Source organism: Acinetobacter kanungonis, from assembly GCF_009939195.1.
GTDB classification, from domain to species: domain Bacteria; phylum Pseudomonadota; class Gammaproteobacteria; order Pseudomonadales; family Moraxellaceae; genus Acinetobacter; species Acinetobacter kanungonis.
This window is the reverse complement of the sequence record NZ_JAACKC010000001.1, coordinates 736,198-760,114: the sequence shown is the minus strand read 5'-3', so window position 1 is coordinate 760,114 and position 23,917 is coordinate 736,198. Positions and strand designations below refer to the sequence as shown.

General features: G+C 43.1%; 23 protein-coding genes and 1 tRNA gene. 13 read left to right on the top strand and 11 right to left on the bottom strand.

Translation table 11 applies throughout. The features are described 5' to 3' along the window. Positions 1-11: 11 nt before the first annotated feature. Positions 12-890, bottom strand: a complete 879-nt coding sequence (gene gigC, locus GWK51_RS03370; RefSeq protein ID WP_100242498.1) for a LysR family transcriptional regulator GigC — start codon at positions 888-890, stop codon at positions 12-14. 85 nt (positions 891-975) lie between these two features. Between gigC and GWK51_RS03365 the strand changes: the two genes are divergently transcribed. Beyond that, positions 976-1,737: a ferredoxin--NADP reductase gene (locus GWK51_RS03365; RefSeq protein WP_161932650.1), complete on the top strand. Its 762-nt coding sequence runs from the start codon at positions 976-978 to the stop codon at positions 1,735-1,737. Between the two features lie 80 nt (positions 1,738-1,817). Here GWK51_RS03365 and GWK51_RS03360 read toward each other — a convergent pair whose 3' ends face one another. Then, positions 1,818-2,240: a hypothetical protein gene (locus GWK51_RS03360; RefSeq protein ID WP_142769351.1), complete on the bottom strand. Its 423-nt coding sequence runs from the start codon at positions 2,238-2,240 to the stop codon at positions 1,818-1,820. A gap of 250 nt (positions 2,241-2,490) precedes the next feature. On the opposite strand from GWK51_RS03360, the gene eat reads away from it, so the two are divergent. The 6 genes from eat (at position 2,491) to GWK51_RS03335 (ending at position 8,989) form a co-directional block, all read left to right on the top strand. Continuing rightward, a complete protein-coding gene (gene eat / locus GWK51_RS03355) occupies positions 2,491-3,936 on the top strand; it encodes an ethanolamine permease (protein ID WP_161932649.1) in 1,446 nt (481 codons plus the stop codon). A 12-nt stretch (positions 3,937-3,948) separates the two neighbouring features. Next, positions 3,949-5,334 (top strand): ethanolamine ammonia-lyase subunit EutB, encoded by a 1,386-nt coding sequence (locus GWK51_RS03350; RefSeq protein ID WP_161932648.1) that lies wholly within the window; start codon positions 3,949-3,951, stop codon positions 5,332-5,334. A 14-nt stretch (positions 5,335-5,348) separates the two neighbouring features. Further along, the gene (gene eutC / locus GWK51_RS03345; protein WP_161932647.1) at positions 5,349-6,170 is read left to right on the top strand and encodes an ethanolamine ammonia-lyase subunit EutC; all 822 of its coding nucleotides are present in this window, start codon (positions 5,349-5,351) and stop codon (positions 6,168-6,170) included. A gap of 613 nt (positions 6,171-6,783) precedes the next feature. Further along, positions 6,784-8,466, top strand: coding sequence for a mechanosensitive ion channel (locus GWK51_RS03340; RefSeq protein ID WP_161932646.1), 1,683 nt, complete (start codon positions 6,784-6,786; stop codon positions 8,464-8,466). Between the two features lie 65 nt (positions 8,467-8,531). After that, a complete protein-coding gene (locus GWK51_RS16445; RefSeq protein WP_171519125.1) occupies positions 8,532-8,687 on the top strand; it encodes a hypothetical protein in 156 nt (51 codons plus the stop codon). Positions 8,688-8,839: 152 nt separating this feature from the next. Then, the gene (locus GWK51_RS03335; protein WP_161932645.1) at positions 8,840-8,989 is read left to right on the top strand and encodes a hypothetical protein; all 150 of its coding nucleotides are present in this window, start codon (positions 8,840-8,842) and stop codon (positions 8,987-8,989) included. Positions 8,990-9,076: 87 nt separating this feature from the next. On the opposite strand, the gene GWK51_RS03330 is transcribed toward GWK51_RS03335, so the two are convergent. The 5 genes from GWK51_RS03330 to GWK51_RS03310 all read right to left on the bottom strand — a co-directional run bounded on the left by GWK51_RS03330 (position 9,077) and on the right by GWK51_RS03310 (position 14,649). Then, positions 9,077-10,276, bottom strand: coding sequence for a BaiN/RdsA family NAD(P)/FAD-dependent oxidoreductase (locus tag GWK51_RS03330; protein ID WP_161932644.1), 1,200 nt, complete (start codon positions 10,274-10,276; stop codon positions 9,077-9,079). A 64-nt stretch (positions 10,277-10,340) separates the two neighbouring features. Next, positions 10,341-11,210: a 1-aminocyclopropane-1-carboxylate deaminase/D-cysteine desulfhydrase gene (locus GWK51_RS03325; RefSeq protein WP_161932643.1), complete on the bottom strand. Its 870-nt coding sequence runs from the start codon at positions 11,208-11,210 to the stop codon at positions 10,341-10,343. A gap of 63 nt (positions 11,211-11,273) precedes the next feature. Further along, positions 11,274-12,407, bottom strand: coding sequence for an HlyD family secretion protein (locus GWK51_RS03320; protein ID WP_161932642.1), 1,134 nt, complete (start codon positions 12,405-12,407; stop codon positions 11,274-11,276). A 29-nt stretch (positions 12,408-12,436) separates the two neighbouring features. Then, entirely contained in the window at positions 12,437-14,086 is a 1,650-nt protein-coding gene (locus GWK51_RS03315) for an MFS transporter (RefSeq protein ID WP_161932641.1), read from the bottom strand. Positions 14,087-14,100: 14 nt separating this feature from the next. Further along, a complete protein-coding gene (locus GWK51_RS03310) occupies positions 14,101-14,649 on the bottom strand; it encodes a TetR/AcrR family transcriptional regulator (RefSeq protein WP_142769344.1) in 549 nt (182 codons plus the stop codon). A 279-nt stretch (positions 14,650-14,928) separates the two neighbouring features. Between GWK51_RS03310 and GWK51_RS03305 the strand changes: the two genes are divergently transcribed. Next, positions 14,929-15,120 carry an NF038215 family lipoprotein gene (locus tag GWK51_RS03305; protein ID WP_100242508.1) on the top strand — a complete coding sequence of 64 codons (192 nt, stop codon included), beginning with the start codon at positions 14,929-14,931 and terminating at the stop codon, positions 15,118-15,120. 116 nt (positions 15,121-15,236) lie between these two features. Here the strand turns inward: GWK51_RS03305 and GWK51_RS03300 are convergent, their stop codons facing one another. Then, the gene (locus GWK51_RS03300) at positions 15,237-16,850 is read right to left on the bottom strand and encodes an oleate hydratase (RefSeq protein WP_161932640.1); all 1,614 of its coding nucleotides are present in this window, start codon (positions 16,848-16,850) and stop codon (positions 15,237-15,239) included. 465 nt (positions 16,851-17,315) lie between these two features. Here GWK51_RS03300 and GWK51_RS03295 point away from each other — a divergent pair, with 465 nt between their 5' ends. The 4 genes from GWK51_RS03295 (at position 17,316) to GWK51_RS03280 (ending at position 19,735) form a co-directional block, all read left to right on the top strand. Then, positions 17,316-17,897 carry a LysE family translocator gene (locus tag GWK51_RS03295; protein ID WP_171334100.1) on the top strand — a complete coding sequence of 194 codons (582 nt, stop codon included), beginning with the start codon at positions 17,316-17,318 and terminating at the stop codon, positions 17,895-17,897. A gap of 98 nt (positions 17,898-17,995) precedes the next feature. Further along, positions 17,996-18,667: a CsgG/HfaB family protein gene (locus GWK51_RS03290; protein ID WP_161932639.1), complete on the top strand. Its 672-nt coding sequence runs from the start codon at positions 17,996-17,998 to the stop codon at positions 18,665-18,667. A 13-nt stretch (positions 18,668-18,680) separates the two neighbouring features. Further along, positions 18,681-19,058 carry a DUF4810 domain-containing protein gene (locus GWK51_RS03285; RefSeq protein WP_161932638.1) on the top strand — a complete coding sequence of 126 codons (378 nt, stop codon included), beginning with the start codon at positions 18,681-18,683 and terminating at the stop codon, positions 19,056-19,058. Continuing rightward, positions 19,055-19,735 (top strand): DUF799 domain-containing protein, encoded by a 681-nt coding sequence (locus GWK51_RS03280; RefSeq protein ID WP_161932637.1) that lies wholly within the window; start codon positions 19,055-19,057, stop codon positions 19,733-19,735. Before GWK51_RS03285 ends, GWK51_RS03280 begins: the two co-directional genes overlap by 4 nt. Before the next feature lie 155 nt (positions 19,736-19,890). Here the strand turns inward: GWK51_RS03280 and GWK51_RS03275 are convergent, their stop codons facing one another. Continuing rightward, positions 19,891-20,859, bottom strand: a complete 969-nt coding sequence (locus GWK51_RS03275) for an MBL fold metallo-hydrolase (protein WP_161932636.1) — start codon at positions 20,857-20,859, stop codon at positions 19,891-19,893. Between the two features lie 239 nt (positions 20,860-21,098). Between GWK51_RS03275 and GWK51_RS03270 the strand changes: the two genes are divergently transcribed. Then, positions 21,099-21,887 (top strand): suppressor of fused domain protein, encoded by a 789-nt coding sequence (locus GWK51_RS03270; protein ID WP_161932635.1) that lies wholly within the window; start codon positions 21,099-21,101, stop codon positions 21,885-21,887. 217 nt (positions 21,888-22,104) lie between these two features. Here GWK51_RS03270 and GWK51_RS03265 read toward each other — a convergent pair. Continuing rightward, positions 22,105-22,177, bottom strand: a tRNA-Arg gene (locus GWK51_RS03265). A gap of 84 nt (positions 22,178-22,261) precedes the next feature. Continuing rightward, positions 22,262-23,617: an amino acid permease gene (locus GWK51_RS03260; protein WP_161932634.1), complete on the bottom strand. Its 1,356-nt coding sequence runs from the start codon at positions 23,615-23,617 to the stop codon at positions 22,262-22,264. Between the last annotated feature and the right edge of the window lie 300 nt (positions 23,618-23,917).

Below are 23,917 nucleotides of genomic sequence, written 5' to 3'. Positions count from 1 at the left end.
ACACTAGCGGATTAACCTTCACAGAATTTCATAAAGGCTTTTAAGCCTGGTCCTTGATACTTTTGACGATGTACTAACATGAATAAAGGACGGGAAAGTTGCCAGAATGGGGTATTGAGCACCACCAATTGGCCTTTCTCTTGTAACGGTTCAATGGCAAGCTTCGAGATACAGGACATACCCAAACCACCTGCCACAATCTTTAAAATAGCTTCGTTATGCCCAAGTGTTAAACGAATATTGGCATCAGGCAAGTCTTGCAAGATGGCATTGTCAAACACCTCACGTGTACCTGAACCTTCTTCACGCAAAATCCATTCGACATGATCAAAATCGGCAGGACTCAATTCGCGATTCAAACGAGCCAGAGGATGATCTGGTGCACAACATACCGCTAGTTCATCATCACGCCAATGGATGCATTGCAATTGGGGTAAATGACAAGAACCTTCAATCAGGGCTAAATCCAACTGGAATTGATTTACCGCTTCAATCATCTGGCGAGTATTGCCAACTTGCAGTTGTAAATGTGCTTGCGGTTGAATTTGTAAAAAGTTGGCCATCAGGTCAGGCATTAAGTAATCGCTAATGGTTAAGGTTGCCCCTAAACGCAAATCGATACTTTGTAACTCGCCTTTAGCCGCTTGTTCAAAGGCTTCACAGCGACCCAGAATTTCAAGGGCTTGAGGCAAAAGAAAGCGACCTAAATCATTCAATTGCAGACGTTTACCTAAGCGGTCAAACAGTGGCGCCCCTAAACCATCTTCCAGATCTGCCAGTGCCATACTTGCAGCACTTTGAGTCAACTTCACCGCGTCACTGGCTTTAGTCACGGTGCCTTCCTGAGCGACTGCTACAAAAACAGCCAATTGGCGTAAAGTCATGCGCATGAATGTAGCCTTAACATTTAAAAAATATTAATAAATTATATTGTCATGCTAACATGAGCGCAGTCTTTGATGCCACGTCGAAATCATGTCAATTGAAAAATTTAGCGTAGAAAAGGTTTTATCTGTTCAGCGTTGGACCAATACTTTATTTAGTTTCACCATGACACGTCCTGCACATTTTAAGTTTACCGCAGGTCAATTTGCCCGTATTGGTTTAAAAGTCGGGGATGAATTGGTGGTTCGTGCGTATTCAATTGTGTCCTCACCGTTTGACGAAACCTTGGAATTCTTTTCAATCGTGGTACCCGATGGGGCCTTTACCTCCAACTTGCAACACTTGCAAGTGGACGATGAACTGTATTTAGAGAAAATCCCTTACGGATTCTTGACGCTGACCCGTTATCAGTTGCCATTGCCTCAGGACTTATGGCTGTTGGCGACAGGCACGGGCTTGGCGCCTTTTGTGTCCATGCTGCAAGACTTTGACACATGGAGCAAATATCAACATATTCATTTGGTCTATAGTGTTCGCACTGCTTCCGAATTGGCTTATGTAGAGCGTATTCAAGAGATTGCGCAGACTTTTGGTGAAGGGCATACAGGCTTTAAATTTGTGCCGATTGTGACCCGTGATCCGCAAGCGGCTTTACATGAGCGTTTGCCGATATTGATTGAGAATGGTGCACTTGAACAGGCAGTTGGCTGCCAGTTGAATCCTGCAACCAGTCATGTGATGTTGTGTGGTAATCCGCAAATGGTGGAAGACACCAAAGAAGCATTAAAAGCACGCGGTTTAACCATGAATCGCCGTGGTGAAGGCAATATTGCGGTCGAAAATTACTGGTAAGTGCCAAAGTCATTCAGATGGAATGGCTGAGTCTAAAATGAAAAATCCTCCCAAATGGAGGATTTTTTTATTGCTTAAACTTAGTGAACAAACATATCCATGAAATCTCGGATTTCATAGATGGCACTGTCTAAATCAGTGCTGAGCCATGTTGGTTCAAAGAAGCCCGCATAATATTCCAAACGGTCATGCGGAACCACTAAACGGACAGGGCATTCTTCTTCCACTAAACGCCACGGCAGAATCGGAACTTCATTGTCCAGAAATGCGGCGATATTACGAATATCCACAATCATGGCATTCACACATTCTGGGAATGGCATGACGGAAAATTCTTCGGTACGACGACGGAAATATTCTAAATCACCCCATTTCAGCACATAGCTTGGCTTGGTAAATTCAATAATACCAATCAGATGCTGATCACGTGTGTAGTGTAGTGCACATTGATGTGTGACGTCGGTGTCAAGATCAAGTGTGACACTCTGTTGACTATACGCCATAAGGATTAGGAGCATTCAAAACGAGGTGCGTGATTATACTCCAATTTCACATTCATGCGGCAGATTGGTTACATATTCTTTGTGGGTGCTGGGCTTCCCTGAGTCATTCACACGCGAGGAAAAAGCGCGAATTTTGGCATCTAAGATAAGACACTGATTTCTCGTATAAATCCAAATCATTTTGACCTAAAAGTCAAAACTGGTACAGCTTATGCATTGGATTTAAGTATCTAGCGAGGTCGAGGTGCTTATGTCAAATGTTAAAAGTGTCGTTGCAGAAGCTAATCCCCATCATCATGCCAATAGTGAGTATTTTGCACAGCGCAAACTCAAACAAGGCGCGGTAGGGTGGTTACTGTTAATTGGGCTTGGGGTTGCCTATGTCATTTCGGGTGACTTTGCTGGCTGGAACTTTGGCTTAGCACAAGGTGGCTGGGGCGGCATGTTCATTGCCACCATCATTGTCGCAATTATGTATTTATGTATGTGTTTAGCCATGTCGGAGATGTCGACCATGCTGCCGACGGCAGGTGGAGGCTATAGCTTTGCACGGACTGCCTTTGGACCTTTGGGTGGCTATTTAACAGGCACTGCGATTCTGATTGAATATGCCATCGCACCCGCAGCCATTGCTGTATTCATCGGTGCCTATTGTGAATCTCTATTTGGGATTGGCGGATGGTTCGTCTATTTACTCTGCTATCTATTCTTCATGGGGATTCACCTAAAAGGTGCAGGGGAAGCCTTAAAAATTATCTTCATCATAACTGCAGTGGCAGCCGTGGCATTGTTGGTCTTTATTGCAGCAATGTTCCCTCATTTTGACAGTCAGAAATTATTGGATATTCCTGTTAAAGCCGATGCGGCTGGGGCAAGTGCCTTTTTACCTTTGGGCTATTTGGGGATTTGGGCGGCTGTGCCTTATGCCATCTGGTTTTTCTTAGCGGTGGAAGGCGTGCCTTTGGCGGCAGAAGAAGCCAAGGAGCCGCATAAATCTTTACCGCGTGGTTTGATCGGTTCAATGCTGATTTTAGCGGTGTTTGCTTTGGCAATTTTGTTCTTGGGCGCAGGTGCAGCAGGCGCGGATAGCCTGAAAGAATCAGGGGCACCTTTGGTTGATGCCTTAAAAGTGGTGTATGGGGAAAATACGTGGCTGGCAGGTTTTGTTAACTTTGTGGGTCTGGCAGGTTTGATCGCCAGTTTCTTCTCGATTATTTATGCTTATTCCCGTCAGATTTTTGCCCTGTCCCGTGCAGGTTATTTACCAAAGAAACTTTCATTAACAAATAAAAACCACGCACCTCATTTAGCCATCATTATTCCTGGGGTGATTGGGTTTATGCTGTCTTTATCGGGAGAGGGGGATTTACTGATTTTGATGGCAGTTTTTGGTGCTACCATTTCCTATGTATTGATGATGATGGCGTACATTAAATTGAAAATTGCCAAACCGAATCTGCCCCGTCCCTACAAAGCACCTGGCGGGATTGTGACCGCTTCAATTGCTTTGGTTTTGGCGGCAATTGCGACGGTTGCAGGCTTTGTGGTGGATCCGAAAGTCTGGTTTATGGCGGCAGCCATTTATGCGGTGTTTATCCTGTATTTCTTGATCTACAGCCGTCATCATTTGGTCGCAGGCACCCCAGAAGAAGAATTTGCCAATATCCAAGCCGCAGAACAAGAATTAAATAGCTAAGGAGTGTGGGGAGTGAGCTATCGGATTAATGTCGCACATCAGCATTATGTTTTTGCAGATTTGAGAACACTCATGGCCAAAGCCACACCTGAACGTTCGGGAGATCAGTTAGCAGGCATTGCTGCGCAAGATGCGACGGAACGTGTCGCGGCGCAAATGTGCTTGGCAGATGTCCCCTTAAAACAGTTTTTGAACGAAGCCTTGATTCCGTATGAACAGGATGAAGTGACCCGATTAATTTTAGATGAACATGATGCCGAGGCATTTTATCCTATCTCCCACTTCACGGTGGGAGATCTGCGGAATTGGTTATTGAGTGCGGATGCTACGACTGAAAAATTGACTGCGCTACAGATGGGTTTAACGCCAGAAATGGTGGCAGCCGTCAGCAAGATTATGCGTAATCAGGATTTGATTCTGGTGGCGAAAAAATGCCGTGTGATTACCCAATTCCGCAATACCATTGGCTTGGAAGGGCACCTCTCGACCCGCTTACAGCCCAATCATCCGACCGATGATGTACTGGGAATTTCTGCCAGCATTTTGGATGGTTTGATGTATGGCAATGGCGATGCCGTGATTGGCATTAACCCTGCCACAGATAACTTGCAGAATCTGTCAGAACTGCTCAAGCTGCTGGATTACATTATTCATGAATACGACATCCCTACCCAGTCTTGTGTGCTGACCCATGTCAGCTCGGGTATTCAACTGGCCAATAAAAATGTGCCGATTGATTTGATGTTCCAGTCCATTGCAGGCACGGAACAAGCCAATAGCGCTTTTGGGATTAATCTAGCGTTATTGCAAGAAGGATATGAAGCAGCCCTGAGCTTAAAACGGGGTACGGTGGGTCAGAATGTCATGTATTTTGAAACGGGTCAGGGCAGTGCATTGTCCAGCCAAACCCATCATGGGGTAGATCAGCAAACCATCGAAGCCCGAGCTTATGCAGTGGCACGTAAATATCATCCTTTTCTGGTCAATACCGTGGTAGGTTTTATTGGTCCAGAATATCTCTATAACGGTAAACAGATTATTCGGGCAGGTTTGGAAGATCATTTCTGCGGCAAGTTACTGGGGGTGCCAATGGGTTGTGATATTTGTTATACCAACCATGCCGATGCCGATCAGGATGATATGGATGTATTGCTGACCCTCTTAGCCAATGCGGGGATTAACTTTATTATGGGCATTCCGGGTTCAGATGATGTGATGCTGAATTATCAAACCACTTCTTTCCATGATGCCCTCTATATTCGCCAGTTGTTGGGGCTATCGCCCGCACCTGAATTTGCATACTGGTTAGAACAGCAAGGCATTTTGAAACAGCAATCTTCACTGCTGGAATGGCCACAGCAGATGCCCGAAAAATTCTCGCGCTTGCTGCTGTCATAGTTTGGGGGAGCTTGATGAAACTACATTATGATGTGCAATATACCCCGCGGTTTGAGAAAAACAGTTGGGAACAACTGAAACAGTTTACCGATGCCAGAATTGCGTTGGGGCGGACAGGGGGCAGCCTGCCGACGCGTCCACTGTTAGAGTTTCAATTGGCACATGCCCAAGCCAAAGATGCCGTATTAAAACCGCTAGATCTGGAGATGTTAAGTCAGCAGTTGCAACAACAGCAGATCACATTCGTACAGGTCAGCAGTTGTGCGCTAGATAAAGACACCTATCTGAAACGTCCCGATTTAGGACGAGAGCTATCCGAAGTTTCAAGGCAAATGCTTAAAACGATGCAATTCGAAACAGGTCAACAGCCCTTTGATGTCTTGATTGTGGCAGGTGATGGTTTGTCTGCACGGGCAATTGAAGATAATGCCGTCAGTTTGCTTGTCAAACTGCAAGCCGCGTGTGTACAGCAAGGCTGGACAGTTGCACCTGTGGTCATTGCGACGGGCAGCCGCGTTGCCTTGGGCGATGAAATTGCACAAATCTTGCAGGCGAAAATGCTGGTGATGCTGATTGGGGAACGCCCCGGGTTGAGCTCGCCAGATAGCATGGGCATCTACTATACCTGGCAAGCCCAAAAAGGGTGTCATGATGCCATGCGCAACTGTATTTCCAATGTCCGCCCTGCAGGACTGGATGAAGTGACCGCCGTGCAACGCTTAATGGCATTGATGCGCAAGTCTGAACAACTGCAGCTTTCTGGGGTCGATTTAAAAGATGAGCATGAAATGGTGATTGAGCAGGGGCAAGTGCAATTACCGTATGGTATTTTTTGAAATAAGTGACTAAAGTCAGCGGTGATAATTCATGAAGCTGCTTGATCTACAAATGATTTACAAGCGCTCACGATCTCATAATGCTTCTTCACACAACTTTATATTTTTTGTTGATAGTATAAAAATTCAACAAGGGATGAACATAGTGAGGGGACCATGGTACATGATTTCAATAAACCGCCTCATGTCACGAGTGCTGAAGAAATAAGACAAAAAAAACGCTTACCAGTGTACATGCTTATCTTAGTCGGTATCTTTTTCTTAGCACTTGTGGTGTACATGCTCTCAAGCGGAACGCCAAATTAGGAATGTGCAACGGGGATTGTCCTTGAAAACGAGGATGGGGTTCGATGCAAGTATTCACGGTGAATTTTCTTGAGTTAAACGCATATTTTTAAGTTTCTAAATTTGATGATACAAAAGCTCTGACTGAACCAGTTGGGGCTTTTTGCTATTGGGGTGTTCCCTTTTGTTGTAATTATGCATATGTGTGTTGATTAAAAAAAGTACAAATCCTAAGGTGGATAAGTACCTCGTGACTTTTAAATCAAGATAACAATTTAGCCTTAAATGAGCTGAAAAATTTGCAGAAATAAAAAAGAGGGAAGATCACATGAATGATTTTTTTGACGGTGGGATGCGAAATCCTGAAATGCATGGCTGGTATTTCTGGGACCAGTTCTATCCTATTTTGGCGGCAGTTGCGATTTTGCTGATCGGCTGGGTGATTGCCTTGGTCATTGCCGCTGCGGTGAAGAAGGTCTTGTCCAAATTGGGCACCAATCAAAAACTCTCAGGTGCGACAGGGCACCGTTCCAATATTGAAAATATCGTTTCCAGAATTGTGTTTTGGATTGTGCTGTTGATCGCCGTGATTGGTGCGTTAAATGCCTTGAACCTGACCAGTGTCAGTGGTCCATTCAGTAACATGATTCAACAGTTCTTATTGTTTATTCCTCAGCTTTTGGCTGCGGCTGCGGTCGCTTTTATTGGCTGGATTTTTGCCAATTTAGTGAAAGTCGGGTTGAAAAAGCTACTGGATCGGACGCAACTGGATGAAAAACTGAGTGAAGATGTCGGTGTCAGTCCCATCAGTCAGAACATCAGCGAGATTGTCTATTGGTTGATTTTGTTATTATTTCTTCCAATTGTGCTGTCAATTTTAGGTTTGACGGGCTTGCTGTTCCCAATTCAAAATATGTTGAATGAAGTTATTTCCTATCTACCAAATCTGTTTATTGCCATTGTGATTGTCTTTGTTGGCTATATTTTGGCGAAGATTGTCCGCGGCATTTTAGAGGGATTGGTACGTAGTCTAGATCTGCAAAGCCAAGCACAAAAAATCGGGCTGTTTAAAAACTCGAACTTGGCGCAAGTGCTGGGTTCATTTGTATTTGCCATCGTGATTATTACGGCACTGATCATTGCTTTTGAAGCACTCGGAATTGATTCCATTTCACAACCTGCAACTGCAATGTTGTACGAAATTATGAATGCGATTCCGCAGATTATTGCAGCGGGTCTGATTCTGATTATTGCCTATGTGGTGTCACGTTTTGTCGCCAATTTGGTGGTAGATGTGGTGGCAGGAACAGGTGTCGACGACATTCCAGCAAAACTGGATATTCAGCGCTTTCTGGGTTCGACCAAAATTTCATGTATCGTGGGTTATCTGATTGTATTTTTCACCATGCTGTTTGCAGTATCCGAAGCTGCGAACCGTTTGGGGCTAGAGCAAGTCAGTCTTTTAATCTCCATGTTTATTCAGTTTGGTGCCAATATTCTATTGGGTGCAGTCATCTTGGTGATTGGTTTCTGGCTGGCAAATCTGGTGGCCAATATTGTGCAACGTGGTGAATATCAAAGTTCGCTATGGTTAGCCAATTTGGTGCGTGTGCTGATTATGGGACTGGTGATTGCCATGGGTTTAAAAGCCATGGGCATTGCCGACTCCATTGTTAATCTTGCTTTTGGTTTAACGCTGGGAGCCGTGGCTGTCGCCTTTGCCTTAGCCTTCGGTTTAGGTGGACGTCAACCTGCGGAACGCATTCTTAGCGATTTGATAGACTGTGCCAAAAAACAGGCGAAACAACACAATACAGATCAGACGCTAAAAACAGAACCGATGATGACCAGTTCGACAACGTCGCAATCTCAATCGCCGTCTCAAGGTGAGCAGGTGGTTCCTGATGAGTTGCTGGTCGACCCTGAGCAAAAACCATTGAATAATCCTTATGGTTCTACGGGTGAAGCCGAACAGGATGTGGATGTTCAGCCAAAAAATGACCCGAAATAACGTGTTCAATTTTATTCAGATCGATCATGCTTAGGCAGATCGATCTTTTGGAATGAGGATAGACAATGAAAAATAAAGCACCTAATAAAATCATTGCCCCAATCATTATTGCGGGAATTACCTTTGGATTTTTAGCCAGCGCTTACAAATTTATTTTTGCAACACAGGTGAAGCCGCAGCAAGCAGCGGAAGTAGAAGATTCAGAGGAACAATGGTTCTAATACTTTATGCTGAGAGAGTCGCATTTTAAATTTTACTGTGCTATTTATAGTTATAGAAAATATTCAGCATAAACGTGTATTTAGTTTAATACTGCTGACATATTCTGCAAGCATACTTGGACGTAGAAACAACAATAATGAAGGGGATCATCATGTTAAAAATATTCTTGTCACGCTTAAATTTAGTGGCCGAAGTTGCGACTAACACACAACAACAGTGTTTAAACCAAATGCAAAAAGCGATTGAGCGTGTAGATACTAATTCGCAAGTGAATTTATTGCGTACTGACTATTTAGAATAATCGTGGAATTCATGCATAGATAATTCTATGCACTAGAAAACGAAAACAGGCAGGGTCAATGACTCTGCCTGTTTTCGTTTTAAGTGATCAAACGTATTGTGATGCTGCATGGGCTGATGACCATGCCCATTGGAAGTTGAAACCGCCTAAATGCCCAGTCACATCGAGTACTTCACCGACAAAGTACAGTCCTTTCTGCTTTTTGCTTTCCATGGTCTTGGATGAAACCTCAGTGGTATCTACACCACCTAAAGTCACTTCCGCAGTACGATAACCTTCAGTACCAGATGGCTTGACTTCAAAGGCTTGTAAACGGTTGGCAATCTGTTGTAGCTTTTCATCGCTGAGATTGCCAATCGCTGTTTCGGCTTGTTCTAACCAGATCAGATTTTGTAGTTCAGCCACCACACTCTTTGGCAAATGTTCGGCAAAAAGGGTGCGGAGTAGCACTTTCGGTTGGCTCTTTTTCTTCTGCATTAAGAATTCAAGCACGTCGAGATAAGGTAAAAAGTTGATTTTAAAACTTTGTCCGACATCCCAATAGTTTGAGAGTTGCAGCGAGCTTGGTCCACTCAGTCCACGGTGAGTAAACAGCAGTGCTTCGGTAAAACTATTCAATTCATTGGATAAAGTCGCATCGACCGCATTACCACTAAGTTTGGTGGTGACTTCTTTGAAATGATCAGAGAAAGTAAACGGCACTAAACCTGCGCGGGTTGGATAGACATGATGTCCAAACTGCTTGGCAATGTCATAACCAATTCCCGAACCGCCTAGGGTTGGAATGGATAAACCGCCTGAGGCAATCACTACAGATTCGGTTTCAAAATATCCCAGCGTGGTCGCAGTCTGAAAACCTTGATCATCCAGTGCAGTAATGGCTTTGACTTCGCAATTGGTTTTAATCTCGACCAGCCCTGTTTTTTCACATTCCGCCAATAGCATGGCTAAAATTTCTTTAGCGCCATTCAGGGTGAATAACTGACCGTGCTTACGTTCTTCGTATTCAATGCCATAGGTACACACCAAGCCGATAAAATCCCAGTTGGTATAGCGGGTTAGGGCAGAAATTACAAAGTGTGGATTATGTGAAATAAAGTTGCTTGGTTCGACATACAGGTTGGTAAAGTTACATTTACCGCCCCCCGACATTAGAATTTTTTTGCCGACTTTATTGGCTTTTTCAACCACCAGCACTTTACGTCCACGTTGAGCTGCCATATAGGCTGTCATTAACCCAGATGCACCTGCACCTAAAACTAAGACATCATATTGATTTGTGGACATGGCATACTCACGGGAGAATAAAGCAGGGCATTATAGACCATCTTTTTTGCTTTTTCAGGACTATCTAAAGTTGTGCTAAACGACCTTGTAGTCCACCTGTATGAATCACTAAAATGCGCTGACCTGCTGTAAAGTGTCCTTGTCGAAGCAGCTCAAACAATCCCATCAGCATTTTTCCTGTATAGACTTGTTCAAGCAGAATCTGGTAGCACTGCTCAAAGTCCTGAATAAATTGCAGTAGTTCTGGTGAGGTTTTGGCATAGCCGCCACAACAAAATTGGTCGGTGATTTGCCAGTTGGTTTTATGGGTGAGTTGCTGTACCTCTGTGGTGAGGAAATCTCCTTTTAAGGCAGAAAAGCCGAGTACATGCTGATGTGGATTACTGGCTTCAATTAAACCAGTAATGGTGCCGCCAGTCCCGACAGCGCAGCAGATCACATCATAATTTTCACGATCCTGCGAATTTAGGATTTCTTGACAACCTTGAATCGCGAGGGTATTGGTACCGCCCTCAGGAATCACGTAATAATCCGGGTAGTCCTGCTGTAGTTGAGCCAAGTAATCGGGGCTTTGTTTGAGACGATAGTTTTCACGTGAAACAAACTGCAATTGCATGCCAAATTGTTGTGCTGTACTTAAGGTCGGATTCAGTGGCTTAGATGCCAGTTCTTCCCCGCGAATTATCCCAAGGCTTTCAAAACCAAAGCACTGTGCTGCATATGCTGTAGCAGCAATATGATTGGAATAGGCACCGCCAAAGGTCAGCAGTTTTTTATAGCCTTGCTGCTGAGCAGCCAGCAGATTGTATTTCAGTTTAAAAAACTTGTTGCCTGAAATCTGCGGATGCACCAAATCCAAACGCTTGATGGTGATCTCAAACCCATCCACATGAATGTGCTGATAAGGAATGCTTTGGGCAATTTGGTCAAACATGAGGGTTTCGTCAGTCAGTTTTGTTGCATAGTCTAAGTGAAGGCTTGGGTTTCTGCACAGCAATTAGTGCTGTGCCGAGTGGGTATCGACTGAACTGATCACGGACATGCCTGGGCGTAGGTTTTCAATCCCCGTCTGATTCGGATCAATGGCGATGCGTACCGCAATGCGCTGCACCACTTTGGTAAAGTTACCTGTGGCATTGTCAGCTTTCAGCACGCTGAATTCAGAACCCGCGGCAGGGGAAATCTGTTCCACATGACCGGTAAATTTTTGATGATTAAGTGCATCGACTGTAAACCATGCTTTTTGCCCAATCTTCATATGGGCAATTTGAGTTTCTTTAAAGTTCGCCGTGACCCAAGTTTGTTGAGGAATCAGATACAGCAATTGTGTACCTGCGGCTACATATTGTCCCACGCGTGGATTGACTTCACCGAGTTGTCCATCCATTGGGGCGGTGATGGTGCTGTAATCTTTTGTGGTTTTGGCCTGATCCAATTGTGCTGCGGCATTGGTGACTTGAGCCTTTAAACCTGTTTCAGCGACTTGTGCGGTTTTCAGCGCCTCTTGGGCAACCAGTACATTGGCTTGTGCCTGTTGCAGCAAAGCCAAATTATTTTGGGTATCGGCAACGGCTTGGTCCTGTTCAGATTTGGACGCTGCCCCTGAGTTGCCCAATTGCTGATAACGCTGCTGTTGTGCTAAAGACAGTTGATAGGCTGCGCGTGCCTGTTCCACTTTGGCTTCCGCCGCCACAATATCGGCTTTACGCTGGGCGATGCTTTGGGTTTGATTGGACAGGTTATTTTGTGCCTGATCGACCCCAGCTTCTGCCTGAGTGACTTTTTGATCATAGGTGGTGGCATCAATATGCATCAACACTTGCCCTTGTTTGACATGATCGAAATCACTGACCAGCACATCTTTGACATAACCATTGATTTGCGAAGACAGTACCGTGGTTTTGCCTTTGACATAACTGTTGTCCGTCGACTCAATAGCACTGTCAAAAGGACCAATTTTCCATGCCCATAGAATAATGCCAATACCGAGGAGCAATACCATAAACATCAGAATTAAGGTTCGCTTTGCCGTAGGAATCAGCTTGCTTGGTGGTGCAGCGATTGTCATCGGCTGAGGCGCTGCCCGCGGAGCTTCTTCGGAGGATGTTGCAGGTTTTTGATCTTCAGACATAACAGTTTCTCGATAAATAGGGCAATAGGTTAGGAATTTGGCAGCTTGGCTTGTTGCCGCAATTGATACTGATTACGTGCAATGAGGAATGCACCCCACAGTAACAGCAGCAGGGCAATCACACCGTTTAAACTAATCACATCGTTATAGGCACGAACTTGCGCTTCACGGGTCACCACTTGATTCAGTGTTTTTAAGGCTTGCTGCTGTTCTAAACTTTGATCGAGGGTGTAGCTGTGCGAGCTTTGTTGATAGCTTTGCAGGCGCTGTGCAATCAGCGGGTTCGTTTCTGGCAACTGCCGAATGATTTCGGCACGATACTCTTGGGTACGCATTTGCTGGTAGGTGGAATAGAATGATGATCCGACCAAGCCACCAAAGGTTTGCGTGGCAGAAAACAGCACAATAAAGGTCACAATATGGGTTGGCCCTTTTTGCATGGCACTCATAATTCCAGTTACCAGCAAGGGACCAATAAATGCGCCACTGGCAAAACCCACCAGAAATTGGCTGCCATAAAAATTGGCGGGGCGAATATCACTGGTGAGATGAAAGTCGAGACCACAGGCAATCAGCACCAAGGCTTCGGCTAACAGTAAATGCCAAATAATTCGTTCACGCGAAAAGGTGATGGCGCTGAATAAGGTGCCCGCAACAATCCCAAAAAAGATAATGCTATATAGCGGTACAAACAGGTCAGGTCCCATGCCCATGGTTTTTAAGAAATTCACCGCAGCATAGCTTTGCTCGGACATCAGAAAGCGAATCACAAATGCTCCGATAATGAAGCGAATGGTCGATGCTGCTCCAAGCCAACGGGTCATAATCAGGGGATTAACCCGATAGTGTTCATACACCAGACCGATCACAATCAGGCTGAAACCTGCAATCAGCAGATACGCCAGCCATTTCACTTCCAGCCACCATAAAATCGGACCTTGTGTCAGCACAATACATAGCAAGGCAAACCCAGGGGCGAGTAGGGCAAAGGTCAAGAAATCCTGCTTTTCAAACACGGCAATTCTTAAGCTGCGCGGCAATTTTAATGACACCACCATGGCAAAACAGCACAAGGCTAAGCCAATTTCAAAGGTGTACAGTACATTCCAGTTATTCACGTCAATCAGATAAGGCGAAATGATCCACGCCAAAGGAATACCCAGTTGTTGAAAGCCCAATGCCAAATAAATACTGCGTCCGAAATCTGCCCGTTTAAAGGCTTGCATGATGTAATACATGCCTAAAGAACTGAGCGGAGCCGCTACCATCCCGCTGATAAAACGCACCAAGACCGCCATTTCAAAGGTGTGTACAAAGAGATGCAGCACCAGTACGGCAATGAACATCACCAAGCCAATTTCTGAGAATAAGCGTAAGCCGTATTGCTGGCGGGCTTTGAATAAAATCAGGTTGGAACTGACATTCGCCATGACATAAGCCGCAGGAATCCATGCTGCTTCCGAAGGAGTGAGTCCATATTCACCCTGAATTAAGGGCAAATTGGCGGTAATAAATCCATTACTTAGACTCGCAGACAGGGCAATAAACAAGCCAATACAAAAATACAGAATGCGTTTGGTCTTGGAGTGAGCGATCACCGCGGGCGAACCGGGCAGTGTGGGTTTTTCCTCAGGTGTCCAGTCGGGTGCGGGTTCGAGTAAGCGCGGAGTTTGTGACATGATCAGCCCGCCTTCTATGCCCGAATACCATTCAGCAACAGTTCAATGGCACGCTGTGCCAGTTGCTGTTGTTCAGTATCGGTTAAGCCCTGAAAGGAGGTGCGGAGAATCGCCGTGATCATGGCATAGTCTTGAGTAGTTAAATCGGGACGACAAACTTGATGGCGAATGGCTTGATCAATCAAGGGCTGCAAGATCGCATCACGCCGCGCATAAATGTCCACCATAATCGGATCATCACGTTCAATCACCCGCCAATATTCCATCAAGGCAGTCAAATAAGGTAAGTTATAGACATGGTTTTGAATAAGGCGGATAAAGCCATCTTCATATTGAGAAAACTCGGCAGCTCTTTGCGCGAGTCGTTCCAAGGCTTGTTCCATCAAGGCAATCACCAGCGCGCGACGGTCAGCAAAATTACGATAAAAGGTTGCACGTCCGACTTTGGCTTCATCAATCACCAGTTGTAAAGGCGCATTAATGCCGTGAGTACGGAATATTTGGATCGCGGCTTCCAGTAATTCCTCTCGGTTTTGAGCGGCACGTTGTTGGCGTATGGTCATGATGCGCAAATTTTGTAGCAGACAGTCCTAATATTTAACGGACAATTTTGTCCGTTGTAAATCATCTTGCCTGTAAGATTTTGTAAGCAGAATTCAAATCCATCATTTCATTAGATATTTTTCAGCTTATTTCTTTATACAAGTGAAGCAGTTTTAACTTCGTTCAGGTGTATTTCGGAAGATCGATTCAGCCATAAAAAGTAGTCACAAAGCCGATAGGATTTGAAAATGAATAGTGCTATGCTGAAATTAAAATAAGAAAAGAAGCGAGGGTATGCGATGAAAAAAGTATCCTTCATCCTGATGTGTCTTGTGGCAGGATTGCTTAGCGGGTGTGATGCAAAGGATGATCTGAATAAACCGAAAACTATGGTGCGCAGCATGGTCATTGGGGGTATGCCTGTGGCAGATCAAGATTATAAACTGATTGCACAAGAACAAACGGCGCATGCGAAGGTAGCCCATCCTTAGTGTGAACTGTCTATGCCAGTTGAATGTCAGACAAGTTTTTTCTAAAGCTTTTAGCCCGACTAGATTGAAGTCATAAAAAGAGCATCAATTGAAGATGCTCTTTTTGTATCAATGAATTAGTGGAACACCGCTTCTAAAGCTTTTAAGCCCACTTTCGGATCGAGTAAACCATTGTAGATTTCGGGGATATCGCGGGTGACTCCAAAGAACTCATAAATGGCCAGCATTGCGCCGCGTACCGAGTATTCGACGGTAAAGACCACATCATCTTCAATTTCGACAAATTGCCCCAAGAAGGCAAAATTTTGCGAGCCTTTTGGAATCACTAAAGGTCGATCCCCTGATTTACGGCAGGCAAACAGGGCAGAGGCATAAGGCATCATGACAGTTGTCACTTCGGTGTTTGCTAAAACATGCTCCAAAATATCGTCAAAACCGAGCTGTTTGATGAGTTCAGTCAAGATTTCTTGTCCTGTAGCTTGGGACATTGGTTTTTTAATGTAATCACCGATATGGTCAATTTCGAAACCATAGCCCCACAGGGTAAAGGTATTGTCGGGTAAATTGGCAAAGTGCGGTTGTGCAGGCACGACAATGGATAAATGCCAGCCTGACTCAAACCATGTCATAAGCGCACCAGTACCCGGCTCATTGCCTGTATAGTCAACAATACGCTTCAGCAAGACATCATCTTGCATGGTCAGGGTGAATGACTCCCATTTGTGTTCATCTACATTGCCATAAAAACTCATGGGACGTCCGAAATCGGCTGCTTTTTTCGATAAAGTCTCCCATAAACGCCAACCATGGTCTTGTCGATCTCGAATTAATTCAGGCACATCATGATTGCCGCCGTAACGTGAGTCTGCGGTAATCGAACCCAAGGTAAAGATGGCAAGATCATGTTGTTTCAGATCAATTTCTTCTTTACCTTCAGGGAGTTTGACATACAGTTTTGTTGCACGACGTTCTTGCGTGCTTTCATAGCTACTAAAATCGGCATCAGTCACATAGTGACCAAAACGCACATCGACTCCTTGTTCGACCAGCCAGCGCTGTAGAGGATAAATCATGGAATCGTACTGATTGTATTTGGTTCTTTTCACGCCAGCCAAAGTATGTATGCGCGGGAGTTCCTGAATAAAACGCAAGAAATAGCGTCTTAATTCTGCTGCACTGTGCCATTTTTGAAATGCAAATGTGGTGCGCCACATGCGCCAAAAGTTACTTTGGAAAAAGCTGTCATCAAAAAACTCATCGATGCGTCGGCTGCCAATCCGCTCTTCTTTTGATGCCAGTAAACGCAGCATTTGTGCACGATGTAAGTTGCTTAATCCTAATTTAGATGCATCTAAGATGTGGTGTTCAGCATCGATTAAACGTGCGCGAGCATGGGTTTTGATCTCTGCATTAAATGCACGACATTCTTCACGAACAGAAATGTCTGGGTTTTCTAAAGAGGGAATTGAGGAAAATAAATCCCATAAACATAAATAGGTTTCATCGGTGAGCATGCGTCCACCACGTGTGACCCACGCATGTGCCGCTTGAGGTGTTTCACCTCCATCCATGGAACCACCTGCAATATTGAGCTCTTCTAGAATATGAATATTTTGCGCAGGCACTTTTGCATCACGGATGGCAAAGGCTGCGGCAGCCATACCTGCAATACCACCACCAATGATCCAGAGATGTGCTTGTTTGGCGTCGAATGTTGTCTTATTCGGCATGGATAAACCCTCGGTTGTCATTTTTTATCAGAAAGTAAAATAAACCCATATTTTGAGTATGTGATTATGTATAGAAAAAAGCTATGAAAGAAATGTGAAGATTTGATGCTAAATTTTGATCAAAAAAATTGTTTTATGGGAAATTCAGAGATGAAAACGAAATGAAATAATCCTGTGTTATTATTTCAAGCATATGAAAATAAATAATATATTGAGTTATTGCTCTAATTGGTTTGAATTTATTAAGATAAAGAAAATACTTTACAAGTGTATTGAATTAAGAGTTTTTAGCAATATGAGAATAAACTTCGACTTAAATCTTTGAATCTTTTTATCGCATATAGTGCATTTTTTGATAGGTTTTGGTGCAGATTTTGTCTAGAATAGTGCACCATTTTTTCTCCCAATGCATCGAGGTGCTCTTTGGAATCGCTGATCATATTAGGTTCAATTACCTTGGCTTTAATGTTAGGTGCCATTAGCCCAGGACCGACTTTTATTTATGTAGCGAAAAACTCGATTGCGATTTCACGTAAGCATGGTTTGTTTACGGCACTGGGAACAGGGACTGGTGCTGCATTATTTGGCTTGTTGGCCGTCATGGGCTTACAGGCGATTTTACTGGCTGTGCCTTCTGCCTATTTGGTCTTAAAAATTTGTGGTGGTTTATATTTACTTTGGATTGCCTATAAAATTATCAAACATGCCAAAGAGCCAATGGATAGTCCGAATGGTTCGGCTGAACCTATGAGCTACAAGCAAGCCTATCGTTTAGGTTTGATCACACAAATGAGTAATCCGAAAATTGCGGTGATCTTAGCCAGTATTTTCACGGCATTATTACCGAAAGACATTCCAACTTATTTCTATGTGGTTTTACCAATGCTGTGCTTCTTTATTGATGCAGGCTGGTATTCGCTGGTTGCCGTTGCCTTATCGGCAGAAGGTCCACGCAAAGTTTATCTAAAATCGAAAGCCCTGTTTGACCGTGTCGCAGGTGGGGTCATGACCGTACTGGGTCTTAAACTGATTTTTGGGATGAAGTAATAGATTCGGAATCTTAATTCGTCATTCTCTATATGTAACTAGAGTGTAACTTGCTATAATCCCGCCGATTTTTTTAATAAATATCAGCGGGATAAATCTTGAAAAAAATTATTTTTACAGCAGTTTTTAGCGGCTTAACCTTATCGGCATGTTCAACCACAGAAACCTCCAAAACGATTCAAGCGTCTCAAGTCACAGCGGCAGTTGCAACTGTAAAATATACTGGCGTTAAAACACCTGTTTCAGTGGGTAAATTTGACAACCGTTCAAGCTATATGCGCGGAATTTTCTCGGATAATGTTGACCGTTTAGGTGGTCAGGCAAAAACCATTTTAGAGACTCATTTACAACAATCAGGTTATTTCTCGGTATTAAACCGTGACAATTTGGCTGAGTTACAACAAGAAGCAGGCTTTACCAAATCTTCACAAGCGATTAAAGGCGCACGTTATGTCTTAACGGGTGATGTTTCTGAATTTGGTCGTAAAGAAGTGGGTGACCATCAGCTGTTTGGTATATTGGGGCGTGGTAAAACGCAAATTGCCTATGCCAAAGTGAACTTAAATATTGTCGATGTTAAGACTGCGGAAATTGTTCATTCCGTTCAAGGTGCGGGTGAGTATGCATTAAGCGAGCGCGAAGTACTCGGTTTTGGCTCTACCGCTTCTTATGATTCAACTCTAAACGGTAAAGTTTTAGATTTGGCAGTACGTGAAGCGGTGAATAACTTGGTCTTAGATATTCAAACCAATAAATGGTCTGCGCAGTAATTGGTTTGAAGCAATGAAAAAAATAGGATTAATTTTAGCTGCACTTTGCAGTATGACATTGGTTGGCTGTGTTTCGGCGCCAAAGTCTCTCTATAGCTGGGGGCAATACCCGCAGCAAACCTATCTGATGCTGAGTGTACCAGAGAAGACCTCTCCGCAAGAACAGATTGCTCAACTTGAAAAAGATATTGAAAAAGCGAAAGCCAAAAATGCAACCGTGCCACCAGGTTTATATGCGCATCTTGGCTTATTAAATTTGAATATCAATAATGGACCGCGCGCGATTCAATATTTTGAGCTTGAACGTCAAACTTACCCAGAATCGACAGTCCTGATGGATCGGCTATTGAATAAGATGACAGCTCAATCTGTTGCGGGGAGTGTGAAATGAAGAAGCTTAAGCAACTTTTTATATTGGGTCTTGCTGCAACATTGTTGACGGGCTGTGTAACCACGCCAAAAAATAACCGTGATTTATCAGCATATATAGCCAATATGCCGAAATCAATTTTAGTGTTGCCACCTGTGAATGAGTCACCTGATACTCGTGCAACTTATGGATATTGGTCTACAGTAACTTTGCCTGTGGCAGAAGCGGGTTATTACGTGTTCCCAATTTCTGTGGTAGATACGCTATTTAAAGAAAATGGCGTGACCAATGGCTATGATGCGCAGCAAATTCCAATTCAAAAGCTGAATGAAATCTTTGGCGCTGATGCAGCACTATATGTCAAAGTCAAAGAATATGGTTCTAAGTACCAAGTCATCCAATCGACGTCTACCGTTGCGGTTGAGGCTAAATTGATCGATTTAAAAACGGGTGCTTTATTATGGGAAGGTCAGGAGAAAATCCAACAAGCCAATAATAATAGTAATGCTGGTTTGGTGGGAATGCTGGTTGGCGCTTTGGTGGATCAGATTGCCAATCATTTGTCCGATAAGGCATACGTACTCTCGAATAGTGTGAGTGTGCAGCTTTATGCACCACAGTTAGCTCAACAAAAAGGGCTATTGTATGGACCTCGCTCCCCAAATTTTTCACAAAATGCCTTAAGCCCTCAGCAATAATCAAAATCCCCTCAAGTGAGGGGATTTTTTTGATGAAGCTCTCTAATTAATTTTCTTTATTAACAGGGTAATAGTCTTTAGTTGGATCACTAAGACGATTAAATCCATGCTATTGCTTACGCTCATTTTTAGGTAAGGGCAATCTTAGTTAGCAATTAATCTTTAAAGTGCGCGGGAATCCATTGATAGCTTTTTTCATCCGCAGAGTAGATGTGTCCAATCCCCGGGAAAGGTAAATGCGGTGCTGCAATGGTTTCGCCATTTTTCGCATATTCAGCAAACTGTTTTAAGCGCGTTGCCACTGCCTGTTTTGGGTCTACATCAAAATCAATGGCAGTTTCTGGTTTGTCGAATTGTACTGTATGTGAATGCACAATATCGCCAATAAATACCACGGTTTCATCTGTAGTTTTTAGTTCATAGCTAAAATGTCCTGGTGTATGTCCAGGGGTGCTAATCACTTTAAAGTTTTTAATGTTATCTCCCAATTGATAGGTTTTGAAACGTTGCTGAACTTGATAGGGAGCAATGGCTGCTTTAATTTTTTCCACCGTGGCGAGGAAGCCAGCCTGCTTCTCTTTTGGTAGTTGCTTGACCTGTTTAGGGTTTAGCCAAAAACTGGCTTCAGAATTGGAAACATAAACGGTTGCATTTGGGAAATTTGCGACGCCATTTTTGCTAATCCCGCAGACGTGATCTGGATGAAGATGCGTTAGTAAAATGGTATCGACCTGTTCTGGTTGATAACCTGAGGCTTTGAGATTGCTTAACACTGAACCTAAATGTGAGCCAAAACAACTCGCAGCACCGCTGTCGATCAGGACCAGAGAATGCCCAGTATTGACTAAAAAGGCATTAATTGAGGTCTGTACCCCTTTTTCTTGGTCGGCATAGTATTTCTTTAAAACTTGATGCACATCTTTTTCAGGCAGATTTTTAAATAGCGTAGGCGAGAGGAAATTGGTCCCATCTAAAAGTGCCGTGATTTGCGCATGACCTGCTTGATATTGGTAATAGCCTGCAACTTGCTGCTGTTGCTGGATTGGCGCAGGTGGGGAAGTGGCAAACGTATGAAGACTTATTAAGCTGGTACTGAAAAGGAGGGATGCGAGTATTTTATTCATATCAATCTTGGCAATCTTTTATTGGTGTTACTTAATTTTTAGCATGTAAATTTTTTTTCATCAATTTTAAGATTGATTTTTAAAAGAAATCTGAATGAAGGTGTGTGGATTAAGTTTAGCTTCCTAGCAAGCTGATGTTGATTTAGATAGAAATATATATGGTTGGATATAGGTTCAAAGCTGGGTCGACTATAACTAGTTTGGTAGAATCACTCCGTATTCATACATAGAGAAAATAAATGCTTAAGAATATGAAGTTTATAAAATTTTTATTTGGGCTCACTACACTTACGGCGTCTACTATTGGCTTTGCTCAAAATAGCCCAGAAAAAGAATGGCAGCACGTCTATGATGCCCGAGAAGCTTTTTACGAGAAAAATATAGGGAAGCTACCTAATGACATCATGAAAGCCCCAAACTTATTTGGTGTTTGGCCGGGTGGTGGTTTTTACGTAATATCTGCTGACAAAATCAAAAAGGGGCTATGGGTATATTCTACTTTTGGCCTTACTAATAGTGATATGCCTGCAAGCTTAACAGCTAAAGATATTGAGGTTAAATATAATGAACAGGGTAGGGTCATTTCCAGCTCATCAAAATTAGAGAAAAAGAGTAAAGTCAAATCTGTATCTGGAAAAGCTGGTTATGGATATGAAGTGCTCATGATTGCAAAAGAAAATGCTGAATGGCCACTTTGGTTTATGCAATGGACAGGAAATATAGTTCTACTGAATGATGTAGATCTATTGGCTAGAGTAGAAAAGAATAATGGTTTAACAGTCGAAGCGATACCTGTAGGTAATAATGAGAATGACACCATTAATGTGCTTATAGCTAAAGCACAAAAGCCTTTACCTACAGATATCAAATTGCCTAATGGAAATATGCAGCTTTTAATCGCCACCGTTATCACGGACGATGAAATGCAATGGTCAATAGAAAATGGTCGTGATGCTCTATTAAAGAAACTAATGGATGCACAGATAGGACAGATCAGTGACCGACAAAGACCATCAATCCTGAAATAGTGAATTAATAAAATGTATATTCACCCCTAAAGCATGGCTTAATGGAATCCCTTGTCGTATAAGGTTTTCACACATATTAGACAAGCCATTAAGCTATCTGTTTAAGTAATATTGAGTTTATTAGGATATATCGAACCTTTGATATTTTTTCTAATTTTAAATAGTTGCTATCAATAAGTTTTCCTAACACAGGCTCCGAAATTGGTTTAATAATATGTGCGCTCTGCGGGACTCGAACCCACGTCGGTCGCTTAGGAGGCAACTGCTCTATCCAGTTAAGCTAAGAGCGCAAAACGGGAATAATGTAACTGATTTTAAAGCAAAAAAAAAGTTATTGCCGAAACAATAACTTTTAAACTCCGTACAAAAGCTACTTAGCTTTTGCTTGGTTTAATAATTTTAAAGAAGATGAGCATGAGCACAATCCACGCTGGCAACATCAATACAGATTCTTTAAAGCCTTGAGTCCACATAATGTAAAGAACAAGTGCAATAAAGATCAGGACTAAATAGTTGCTGATTGGCGACCAAAGTGAAGGGAATTTGGTTTGAGTCGCTGTTGCTTTCATCGCTTGACGGAATTTCAAGTGAGTCAAGCTAATCATTGCCCAGTTAAGTACCAGAGCACCAACCACGATATACATCAAATGACCCAGTGCATCTTCAGGTACGAAGTAGTTCAACAATACGCATCCGAAAATCAGCAATGCAGAGAACAGTACTGCTGGAATTGGCACGCCTTGTTTGTTCACTTTCAAGAAAACTTTTGGCGCATTTCCTTGTTCCGCTAAACCAAACAACATACGGCTATTCGCGTACATACCACTGTTATAAACCGACAATGCAGCAGTCAAGATAATGAAGTTCAGTAAATGTGCAGCCCATTGAATGCCCATTTGGCTAAAAATCATCACGAAAGGACTTTTATCTAAACCACCTAAATCCAGCGCATTCCAAGGCACTAAAGACAATAGAATTGTCAATGAGCCAACATAGAAAATCAGCACACGGAAAACGACTTGGTTAATGGCTTTAGGAATGGTTTTTTCTGGATCTTTCGCTTCTGCGGCTGCCATCCCGATCAGTTCAATCCCCCCAAAGGCGAACATCAAGAAAGCCAACATATAGAATAAGCCTTCAAAACCATTCGGGAAGAATCCGCCATGAGTCCAAAGGTTACTAAATGAAGCTGTAGAAGTGGCATCTGCAGTTAATAATAAATATAAACCGAAGACGATCATGGAAATAACCGCAGCAACTTTAATGATTGCTAACCAGAATTCCGATTCGCCGTAGAACTTCACATTACCCAAGTTAATGAGGGTAATGACAACGAAGAAGAACAGTACGGAAGCCCAAGCAGGGATATGAGGCCACCAGTAATTAATATATTTAGCAACCGCAGTTAGCTCGGTCATGGCCACTAAAATATACAGAATCCAGTAATTCCAACCAGCAAGGAAGCCAGGGAATTTGCCCCAGTATTGATAAGCAAAATGACTAAATGAACCTGCTACTGGTTCATGGACAATCATTTCCCCTAATTGACGCATAATCAAAAATGCAATTAAACCACCAATGGCATAACCTAGAATGATGGATGGACCTGCAGATTGAATAACCTGTGCGGAACCTAAGAATAAGCCTGTACCAATTGCGCCACCCATGGCGATAAGTTGGATGTGACGGTTCTTTAAGCCACGCTGAAGTTGTGAAGAGTTATTGTTCAAAGTTCTCAGCCCGACGATGAATGTGTATGGATTGTAAAGGATTGATTACACTTAGCCTAGTAGATGAACGATCGGTCAAATCATTTCACTAGGATTATTTCTTTTTTTGCATATAAAATTGAATGATGAATCAATTGTTTAGATTTATTTAAAAAATGACTCTATCGTTCTGCGTGATGTCAAAAAAATGATCAAGCGTTGCTTTTTTATACTTAAGTCCTGCAAGAACATTTTTTTCCATAAAAAGCAGTATGATGGATACGGTTTAAATTGATCAAATATTGCAAAACAGCCAATCAG